This window comes from Rhodococcus yananensis, assembly GCF_020515525.1.
In the GTDB taxonomy this organism is placed as follows: domain Bacteria; phylum Actinomycetota; class Actinomycetes; order Mycobacteriales; family Mycobacteriaceae; genus Rhodococcus; species Rhodococcus yananensis.
Genome location: NZ_JAIYEP010000110.1, coordinates 1 through 10,145, shown reverse-complemented (window position 1 = coordinate 10,145; position 10,145 = coordinate 1). Strand labels below are relative to the sequence as shown.

The following is a 10,145-nucleotide window of genomic DNA, read 5'->3' as shown; positions in this document are numbered from 1 at the left end:
GGCCGGGAATCGAACGATTCCCGGCCCCGCGCGCCGTATCGGGTTGTCGGCCGCGGTGCGACCCGAACCGGTGGTCGACGTCCGAATGGACGAAAGTCGCCATATGCCACTACATATTGGGGCTATTGACCATCCGGGGCCATACATATGGTGGTCGTGTGGTGGTTCGCGGCCTGGCTTCAGGCGCGGATCGCCACGCACACTCCGCGCAGGCACCGAGGGAAGGCAGAGGAACCGATCGATGATCGACACCGGCACACCCACACCCACCGCACCCACACCCACCGCACCCGGTACCGGTGACCACCACCGGAGTCCGAACGGCGCCGTCGGCGCCGTGGTCGATGTCGCCGACACCGTCGACGAGTACCTCGACCGCTCCGACTGGCGGATCAATGCCAACGCCAACCAGGGCTATTCGCTGGGCGGGCTGATCCTGAACACCGCGGGCAAGGTCACCGCGAACTACTGGCTCACCCACGTGTACACCCCCGAGATCGGGCGCGCACACCGCGACGGGGACCTGCACATCCACGATCTCGACATGTTCGCCGGCTACTGCGCCGGCTGGTCCCTGAAGGCTTTTCTGCAGGAAGGGCTCAACGGCATCCCGGGCAAGGTGGACGCCACCGCACCCAAACACCTGTCGTCCGCGGTCGGCCAGATCGTGAACTTTCTCGGCTGCCTGCAGAACGAATGGGCGGGAGCGCAGGCCTTCAGCTCGTTCGACACCTACATGGCGCCGTTCGTCCGCAAGGACGACCTCGGCTACGACGAGGTGCGTCAAGCCGTCCAGGAACTCGTCTACAACCTGAACGTGCCGTCCCGCTGGGGAACCCAGACGCCGTTCACCAACCTCACCTTCGACTGGACCTGCCCCGAGGACCTCGCAGGGGAGACCCCGATCATCGGCGGGGAGCAGATGCCGTTCACCTACGGTGATCTGCAGGCCGAGATGGACACGATCAACCGCGCCTACATCGACGTCATGACGACCGGCGATGCCACCGGCCGCGTGTTCACCTTCCCGATCCCCACCTACAACATCACCCGCGACTTCGACTGGGACTCGCCGGGAGCCGACGCCCTGTTCGAGATGACGGCGAAGTACGGCCTGCCGTACTTCCAGAACTTCGTCAACTCCGACCTCGAACCGAACATGGTGCGCTCGATGTGCTGCCGACTGCAACTGGATCTGCGGGAACTCCTCAAGCGCGGCAACGGACTGTTCGGTTCCGCCGAGCAGACCGGATCACTCGGTGTCGTCACGATCAACACGGCCAGACTCGGCTACCTGCACGCCGGCGACGAGACCGCGTTGCTGCGTGCCCTGGACACGCTGCTCGAACTGGCACGCGACTCCCTCGAGGTCAAACGCGACGTCATCGGACGGTACATCGACGAGGGCCTGTTCCCGTACACGAAGCGCTACCTGGGCACCCTCGACAACCACTTCTCGACCATCGGCGTCAACGGCATGAACGAGCTGGTCCGCAACTTCACGGGCGATGCCCACGACCTCACCGACCCGCGCGGACACGACCTGACCGTCCGGATCCTCGACCACATCCGCGCCCGCATGGTCGAGTTCCAGGAAGCGACCGGGCACCTGTACAACCTCGAGGCGACCCCTGCCGAGGGCACCACCTACCGGTTCGCGAAGGAGGACCGCAGACGGTTCGCCGGGATCATCCACGCCGGCACCGAGAGCAACCCCTACTACACCAACTCGTCCCAACTGCCGGTCGGATTCACCGACGATCCGTTCGAAGCCCTCGAACGCCAGGACGACCTGCAGCGCAAGTACACCGGCGGAACGGTACTGCACCTCTACATGTCCGAACGGCTGTCGAGCGCCGACGCGTGCCGCACCCTGGTACGTCGCGCCCTGACCCGGTTCCGGCTGCCCTATCTCACGGTCACCCCGACGTTCTCGATCTGCCCGCACCACGGGTACCTGGCGGGCGAACATCCCGTCTGCGAACGGTGCGCCCAGGAGAATCCCGGAGCCGAACCGCAGGTGTGCGAGGTGTGGACCCGCGTCATGGGATACTTCCGGCCCGTGTCGTCGTTCAACATCGGCAAGAAGGGCGAACACGCCGAACGGGTCTCGTTCGAAGAGGCCCGGGCAGCCGAATCCTTCTCGGCCGCATGACGGTCGGGAACCCCGACGTGGACGACCCGACCATCGCCGGGCTCGTTCACCTCTCCACCTGCGACTGGCCCGGACACCTCGTCGCCACCGCGTTCCTGCAGGGGTGCCCGTGGCAGTGCACCTACTGCCAGAACCCGGACCTGATCGATCCGCGCACACCGGGCGCACTCGGCTGGAACGAGGTGCAGAACTTCCTCACCCGCCGCCGCGGCCTCCTCGACGGGCTGGTCTTCTCCGGAGGAGAACCCACCCGGCAACCCGGACTGGCCCCGGCCGCGCAGTGGGTGCGGGAACAGGGTTTCGGCACCGGCCTGCACACCGCCGGGGCCTACCCGGCGCGACTCGCGACGGTGCTCCCGCTGCTCGACTGGGTCGGTCTCGACATCAAGGCACTGCCCGACGATTACCCGCGCATCACCGGTGTGCCGGCGAGCGCCGACCGGGCCTTCACGTCACTGCGGCTCGTGGTCGACTCCGGAGTCGACCACGAGATCCGGATCACCGTCGATCCCACCGTGCACACCGCCGACCACGTGCACGCCCTCGTGCAGCACGTACGCGCCACCGGTGCCGGCGCAATCGTCCTGCAGGAGGCCCGGTCGACGGGCACCCGGCCCGGGTACGCGGACGCACTCGGCGGGCGCGGACTGCGCGACGTGGTCGACGTGATACCGGAAGGTGTATCCGTGCGGACCTCGACCGGACAGGACCGGATGTCCGCACACCGGTAGACAGCCGTGTGCGAGGTGCGGGACCGGCCGGTCCCGCACCGCCCACACGGTCGATCAGGGGCGCTTCCCCTCCTGGCTGCCGGCGAGCGTCCCCAGATACAACTCGACGACCTTCGGATCCTTCATCAGACGCGCACCCGTGTCGGTGTAGGCGTTGCGGCCCTGATCGAGAACGTACCCGCGGTCGCAGATCTGCAGACAACGCCGCGCGTTCTGCTCGACCATGATGATCGACACCCCCGCGGCGTTGATCCTCTTGCAGCGGATGAACACCTCGTCCTGGAACATCGGTGACAGACCCGCCGACGGCTCGTCGAGCAGCAGCACCGACGGCTCCATCATCAGCGCACGACCCATCGCCACCATCTGCCGTTCGCCGCCCGACAACGCGCCGGCCTTCACACGGCGACGCTCCGCCAGCAGCGGGAACAACCCCGACACACGATCGAACTGCTCGGCGAACTTCTTGGGACGCAGATAGCTTCCCATCTCGAGATTCTCCTCGATCGTCAACGACGGAAACACGTTCTGAGTCTGCGGAACATACCCGACACCCTTGCGCACGAGCACATGCGCCGGAGCCGACGTGATCGACTCGCCACGCAACGTGATGTTGCCGTGCCGCACCGGAATCAACCCGAACAACGCCTTGAGCAGAGTCGACTTCCCGGCACCGTTCGGGCCGATGATGCCGACGATCTCCCCGTCGTCGAGAAAGAAGTTGCAGCCCTTCAAGATATCCACACCGGGCAGATATCCCGCAACCACATCATCCGCGCGCAGCAATGCTCCCGTCGCGAGCCGCGCGTGTTCCTCCGGCATGGCCGCGCGCTCGGCCCGCGTCAACGCATCCCGCGGCTGCGGGGAAGTCCCGTCGCTCATCGCTTCTCCTCGCCTCCGGCTTCGGGATCCGACAGGTCGCCTCCGGCTTCGGGATCCGACAGGTCGCCTCCGGCTTCGGGATCCGACAGGTCGCCTCCGGCTTCCAGGGTCTGTACTTCGGCCTCCTCCAGAGCCTCCGACAACTCCGCCGTCGCCCCGACGGGGTTGCCGTGTTCGTCGAACTCGAGTTTCTGATCGTGGTGGCTACCCAGATAGGCATCGACGACGACCGGGTTGCCCGCGAGATCGTCGGGCAACGCCTCCGCGATCACCGAGCCCTGCGCCATCACGACCACCCAGTCGGAGATATCGCGGATGACATCCATGTCGTGCTCGACGAACACCACCGTCATCCCGTCGTCCCGCAACGATTTGATGTGACCCAGCAGGCTCTGCGTCAGGGCCGGATTGACGCCGGCCATGGGCTCGTCCAACATCACCACCGTCGGTTCGGTCATCAGCGCGCGAGCCATCTCCAACAACTTGCGTTGCCCCCCGGACAGCGACCCGGCGGGATCATCGGCCTTCGCGGCCAGACCGAACCGGTCGAGCAGTTCCCGGGCGCGCCCGGTGATCTCGCGTTCCTGCGCCCGCCACGTCCACGGCAGCAGGGCGGCGCCGATCCGCTCGCCGCGCTGATGGCGTGCCCCGAGACGCACGTTGTCGAGCACACTCATCCGCGACAGCGCCTTCGTCAACTGGAAGGTCCGCACCACCCCCCGCCTCGCCACCCGGTGCGGATGAGCGCGCCCCAGATCGTCACCGTCGAGCGACCACGTCCCGGTGTCGGCGCGATCGAACCCGGTGAGCAGGTTGAACAGGGTGGTCTTCCCGGCGCCGTTCGGTCCGATCAGACCCGTGATACCGCCACGCTGGATCTCGAGGTGCTCGACGTCGACGGCCTTGAGGCCGCCGAACGCGCGTGAGATCCCGTCGACGACGACGATCGGATCCGGTTTCGCGGCACCCGGCTCCTGCGGCACGGTCGCGAACAACGCCGCGCGGGTCGCCGCATCGAGTTGCGGCCGATCGGTGATCTCAGGCATCGCGGGTCGCCTCCGTCCTGTTGCCGAGTATGCCCTGCGGACGGAAGACCATGAGCAGGGCGATCATGGCTCCGAGCAGCACGAACCGCATCGCTCCGACCTGCTGTTCGGTCAGCGACAGCAGCGGATCGGGGCCCGAGATGGCCTGCCGCAGCAGAGCGTCGGGGATCGTCAACAGGAACCAGAACAGCATCGCGCCGAGTACCGGGCCGAACACCGTCGCGGCACCTCCGAGTATCAACGCGCCGAACGCGAAGAAGGTCTGCGCGGTCGAGTAGAAGTCGGGGTTGATCGACTTCGTCTGCAACGCGTTGAACACGCCGCCGAGCCCGCCGATCATCCCGCCGAGCACCAGCGCCTGCATCTTGTACACGAAGACGTTCTTGCCGAGTGCGCGGGCGGCATCCTCGTCCTCCCGCACGGCCTTGAGCACCCGGCCCCACGGGCTGCGGCTGAGCAGGTACACGAGGCCGCACAGCAGCAGCACCACCGTCCAGCCGACGACCATCGCCCACAGGTCGTCGCCGTAGAAGCGCATTCCGAGCAGCGAGTACTGCCGGCTCGAATCGAACGGGCTCATCGCGGTGAACGGGTCGGCGAAACCCCACAGTCCGCGGGTCGACCCGGTGATCGAATCGGACGCCGTGGACCGGAACATCAGGCGCAGGATCTCGGCGGCCGCGATCGTCGCGATCGCAAGGTAGTCGGCGCGCAGACGCAGCGTGGGGATGCCCAGCAGCAGCGCGAGCAGCCCCGACAGCGCGAGCCCGACGAGGATCCCCACCCACAACGGCTGGTCGTAGGTGACGGTCATGATGCCGACGCCGTACCCGCCGAGCAGTGCGAACCCGATCTGCCCGAAGTTCAGCAGACCCGCATACCCGAAGTGCAGGTTCAAGCCGATCGCAAGCAGCGCGTAGAAGACCGCGGACGGGCCGATCAACTGGGCGAACGAAATCTGGAGTACCGATACGAGGTCCATGGATCACCCGATCCTTGCTCGACTGCCGAGAATGCCCTGCGGCCGGATCACCAGGATGACGATGAGGACGAGAAGACCGCCGATGTACTTGAGATCCGGGTCGATCACCAACGTCGACAGCTGTACGAGCAGACCGACGATCACACACCCCAACAGGGCTCCGTACGCGGTACCGAGTCCCCCGAGGATGATCCCGGCGAACATCAGCAGCAGCAGTTTGAAGCCCATCTCCCATTGCACGCGTGCCCCGAGTTCGGAGAGCCCGAACAACACGCCGCCGAGCGCGGCGAGACCCCCGCCGAGGCCCCACACGAACCGCACGACCTTCTCGACATCGATACCGGACGACGCGGCGAGATCCCGGTTGTCCGCCACCGCGCGCATCGCCTTGCCGATCCGGGTGCGTTGCAGCAGCACCGCGACACCGACGAGCACGACCAGGCTGATGACGATGCACGCCAGGTTCACCGGTGTGATGGCGACGGGTCCCCACTGCATCTGTTGCTGCGCCTGGTAGTCGGCGAGTGGTTGGGTGCGGTCGGAGAAGAAGATGAGGATCAGGTAACGCAGGCAGATCGCCACACCGATCGACACCACCAGCTGCGCGATCAACCCGGTGTGTCGTCGCCGCAGCGGAGCCCAGATCAACGCGTTGTTGAGCAAGCCGATGATCACGCCGGTGACGATGGCCAGGACCGTCGCGGGAATCAGCTGTATCCCGAAGGACACGTTGAAGACCCACGCGGCGACCGCACCGAGCGTCACCAGCTCGCCGTGCGCGAAGTTCGTCAGGCCCGTCGTACCGAAGATCAGGCTGAGCCCGACCCCGGCGATCGCGATGATCAGGCCGAAGCGGATCCCGTCGATCACGGTACGCAGGAGCGTTTCCCCGGCGGACACCGCGGAGCCGGTACGTGCCTCACCGAACGAGAAGATGACGGTGTTGACCCGCCCGTCGACGACGTCGCGTGTCACGTCGGCCTGCACGTCGACGCCGTCGGGCAGGGTATCGGGGTCGATCGAGAAGGTGTACGTGCCGGGCGGAACGGTCAGCTCCCACCGGCCACCCTCGACGGACTCGGTCTCGGCGATCGTGTCGCCGGACGCGTCGAGCGCGCGCACCGTCACGCCGGAGAGCCGGTCGCCGGCATCGTTGAGGGTGCCGGTGACCGGCACACCGCCGGTCGGTGCGGGCTCCGCCGTCGTACCGGGCGGACCGCTGTCGGGAGGTGGGGAAGGATCCTGCGCGACGGCGCTCCCGGCGCCGAGCAACACGGTGATGAGCGCCGCGAACACCAGCAGCGCGATACGGGCGAGCCGTCGAGGTCTCGACGCCCATCCTCGTCGACATCTCACGGTTGAGGCCACGCAGGTCCTCCCGGGTGGGTCGGCTGTGGTCGAACCCGACGCCGGGGTCGGCGTCGTGGAAACGGACTTTAGCGGCTGAGACGCCCACCACAACCGTCTCTGCCATTTCCGGGACGTATACGTTCGATGTCGCAGGAAACGAGTGTGTTTCGACGGTCGTCCCGGCGCGTCGCGCGGTGTTGCGGTTCCCGTCGGTGCCGGTCCCTAGACTGGCAGCCGTGACCCGTGCATCGACTTCGGCCCCGACCACCGCGACCACCGACGACCGCCCGACCCTGCTGCTTCTCGACGGGCACTCGCTCGCGTTCCGCGCCTTCTACGCGCTGCCGGCCGAGAACTTCCGCACCACCAGCGGCCAGACCACCAACGCGGTGTACGGGTTCACGTCGATGCTGATCAACCTGCTGCGCGACGAGAAGCCCACACACGTCGCCGCGGCATTCGATGTGAGCCGCAAGACGTTCCGCGCCGAACTGTACGCGGCGTACAAGGCGCAGCGCAGTGCCGCGCCCGACGAGTTCAAGGGGCAGATCGACGTCACCAAGGATGTCCTCGACGCGATGGGCATCCCGGTGATGGCGGAGGAGGGCTACGAGGCCGACGACATCATCGCGACCCTCACGACGCAGGCCACCGCGCTCGGGTATCGGGTGCTCGTCGTCACCGGAGATCGCGACGCACTGCAGTTGGTCACCGATGACGTCACCGTGCTGTACCCGAAGCGCGGCGTGTCGGAGCTGACCCGGTTCACCCCCGAGGCCGTCGAGGAGAAGTACGGACTCACCCCCGCCCAGTACCCGGACTTCGCCGCGTTGCGCGGGGATCCGAGCGACAATCTGCCCGGCATCCCCGGCGTGGGCGAGAAGACGGCGGCCAAGTGGATCCGTGAGTTCGGGAGCCTCGCCGACCTCGTCGATCGCGTCGACGAGGTGCGCGGAAAGACCGGGAACTCGCTGCGCGAGAACCTCGCGAACGTGCTGCTCAACCGGCAGCTCACCGAGATGGTGCGCGACGTGGCGCTGCCCTACACACCCGAGCAGCTCGCACTGGCCCCGTGGGATCGCGATCGCATCCACCGACTGTTCGACGACCTCGAATTCCGGGTGTTGCGCGATCGACTGTTCGACACCCTCGCGTCCGCCGAACCCGAAGCGGACGAAGGATTCGAGGTGCGCGGAGGCATCGTCGAACCCGGTACCCTCGCCGCCTGGCTGGCCGACCACGCCCCGTCCGGACGACGACACGGCCTGTCGGTGGCAGGGTCCGGCGCGCCCTACGGGGGCGATACGACCGCGGTCGCGATCGCCGGGGCCGACGGCGAGGGCGGATACGTCGTCACCGAGGCGCTCACACCGGACGACGACGCCGCGCTCGCCGCGTGGCTCGCCGATCCCTCGGTCGGGAAGGCCCTGCACGAGGCGAAGACCGCGATCCACGCGTTGCGTGGACGCGGATGGACCCTCGCCGGCGTCACCAGCGACACCGCCCTCGCCGCCTATCTCGTGCGTCCCGGGCAACGCAGCTTCAAACTGGATGATCTGTCGCTGCGCTATCTGAAACGGGAACTGCGCGCGGAAGATGACGGGGCACAGCAACTGTCGTTGCTCGACGAGGAGGACTCCGCGGACCGGAAGACCGCCGAGACCGAGATCCTGCGCGCACGCGCGGTCGTGGATCTGGCCGAGGCGCTCGACGCCGAACTCGTCGCGATCGAATCGCAGCAGCTGCTCACCGACATGGAACTTCCGCTGCTCGAGGTGCTCGCCGAACTCGAAGCCGCCGGGATCGCCGTCGACACCGAGCACCTGCACGATCTGCAGTCCGGATTCGCAGCCGACGTGTCCGCCGCCGCGAACGCCGCATACGAGGTGATCGGCAAACAGATCAACCTTGGGTCGCCCAAACAGCTGCAGGTGGTGCTGTTCGACGACCTCGAGATGCCGAAGACGAAGAAGACCAAGACGGGGTACACCACCGACGCGGACGCCCTCCAGAACCTGTTCGAGAAGACCGAACATCCCTTCCTCGAGCATCTGCTCGCGCACCGCGAGGCCACCAAGATGAAGACGACCGTCGACGGTCTCATCAAGTCGGTGGCCGACGACGGCCGAATCCACACCACGTTCAACCAGACCGTCGCCGCGACCGGCCGGCTCTCGTCCACCGAACCGAACCTGCAGAACATCCCGGTGCGCACCGACGCGGGCCGGCAGATCCGAGACGGATTCGTCGTCGGCGACGGGTACGACCTGCTGCTCACCGCCGACTACAGCCAGATCGAGATGCGCATCATGGCGCACCTGTCGGAGGACGCGGGCCTCATCGAAGCGTTCAACACCGGGGAGGACCTGCACAGCTTCGTGGGGTCCAGGGCCTTCGGTGTGCCGCTCGAGGAAGTCACCCCGGAGCTACGGCGCCGCGTCAAGGCCATGTCGTACGGCCTGGCCTACGGTTTGAGTGCCTATGGTCTGGCGCGGCAACTGAAGATCTCCACCGACGAGGCGCACGAACAGATGGAGGCGTACTTCACCCGATTCGGTGGGGTACGCGACTACCTCCACAACGTCGTCGAGGAGGCGCGCAAGGTCGGCTACACCTCCACCCTCTACGGGCGCCGTCGGTATCTGCCGGACCTCGACAGCGACAACCGGCAGCGGCGGGAGGTCGCCGAACGCGCTGCGCTGAATGCACCGATCCAGGGTACGGCCGCGGACATCATCAAGGTCGCGATGATCGACGTGCAGAAGGCGCTCGTCGAGGCGAGGCTGCGATCACGGATGCTGCTGCAGGTGCACGACGAACTCGTACTCGAGGTCGCCGCCGACGAACGCGACCGGGTCGAGGAACTCGTACGCGACAAGATGGATTCGGTGATCGCGCTGTCGGTACCGCTCGAGGTGTCCGTCGGGTACGGCCGAAGCTGGGATTCCGCGGCACACTGATCGCGCCGCGCGGCCCGATCCCTCGAGGAGGGATCGGGC

7 protein-coding genes are annotated in these 10,145 nt (G+C 66.9%); 3 read left to right on the top strand and 4 right to left on the bottom strand.

The genetic code is table 11. The annotated features are described in order from the left end of the window. Positions 1 to 241: 241 nt before the first annotated feature. Positions 242 to 2,155, top strand: coding sequence for a ribonucleoside triphosphate reductase (locus tag LDQ05_RS18230; protein WP_226438367.1), 1,914 nt, complete (start codon positions 242 to 244; stop codon positions 2,153 to 2,155). Continuing rightward, entirely contained in the window at positions 2,152 to 2,886 is a 735-nt protein-coding gene (locus LDQ05_RS18225; RefSeq protein WP_226438366.1) for an anaerobic ribonucleoside-triphosphate reductase activating protein, read from the top strand. The genes LDQ05_RS18230 and LDQ05_RS18225 overlap by 4 nt, the downstream gene beginning before the upstream one ends. Positions 2,887 to 2,940: 54 nt before the next feature. Here LDQ05_RS18225 and LDQ05_RS18220 read toward each other — a convergent pair whose 3' ends face one another. Genes LDQ05_RS18220 through LDQ05_RS18205 form a run of 4 tightly spaced genes read right to left on the bottom strand, consistent with a single transcriptional unit; the run spans position 2,941 to position 7,164 of the window. Continuing rightward, positions 2,941 to 3,768, bottom strand: coding sequence for an ABC transporter ATP-binding protein (locus tag LDQ05_RS18220; RefSeq protein WP_226438365.1), 828 nt, complete (start codon positions 3,766 to 3,768; stop codon positions 2,941 to 2,943). Continuing rightward, positions 3,765 to 4,814 carry an ABC transporter ATP-binding protein gene (locus LDQ05_RS18215; RefSeq protein WP_226438364.1) on the bottom strand — a complete coding sequence of 350 codons (1,050 nt, stop codon included), beginning with the start codon at positions 4,812 to 4,814 and terminating at the stop codon, positions 3,765 to 3,767. Before LDQ05_RS18215 ends, LDQ05_RS18220 begins: the two co-directional genes overlap by 4 nt. Then, positions 4,807 to 5,796, bottom strand: a complete 990-nt coding sequence (locus LDQ05_RS18210; RefSeq protein WP_226438363.1) for a branched-chain amino acid ABC transporter permease — start codon at positions 5,794 to 5,796, stop codon at positions 4,807 to 4,809. The genes LDQ05_RS18215 and LDQ05_RS18210 overlap by 8 nt, the downstream gene beginning before the upstream one ends. Before the next feature lie 3 nt (positions 5,797 to 5,799). Next, positions 5,800 to 7,164, bottom strand: a complete 1,365-nt coding sequence (locus tag LDQ05_RS18205) for an ABC transporter permease subunit (RefSeq protein WP_372461156.1) — start codon at positions 7,162 to 7,164, stop codon at positions 5,800 to 5,802. 218 nt (positions 7,165 to 7,382) lie between these two features. Between LDQ05_RS18205 and polA the strand changes: the two genes are divergently transcribed. Further along, complete coding sequence (polA, locus tag LDQ05_RS18200; RefSeq protein WP_226438362.1) at positions 7,383 to 10,106, top strand: DNA polymerase I; 2,724 nt, start codon at positions 7,383 to 7,385, stop codon at positions 10,104 to 10,106. Positions 10,107 to 10,145: the final 39 nt, after the last annotated feature.

Coding starts and splice junctions, on each gene's coding strand:
- LDQ05_RS18225 (WP_226438366.1), top strand. CDS start 2,152: ATGACGGTCGGGAACCCCGACGTGGACGACCCGACCATCGCCGGGCTC.
- LDQ05_RS18220 (WP_226438365.1), bottom strand. CDS start 3,768: ATGAGCGACGGGACTTCCCCGCAGCCGCGGGATGCGTTGACGCGGGCC.
- LDQ05_RS18215 (WP_226438364.1), bottom strand. CDS start 4,814: ATGCCTGAGATCACCGATCGGCCGCAACTCGATGCGGCGACCCGCGCG.
- LDQ05_RS18210 (WP_226438363.1), bottom strand. CDS start 5,796: ATGGACCTCGTATCGGTACTCCAGATTTCGTTCGCCCAGTTGATCGGC.
- LDQ05_RS18230 (WP_226438367.1), top strand. CDS start 242: ATGATCGACACCGGCACACCCACACCCACCGCACCCACACCCACCGCA.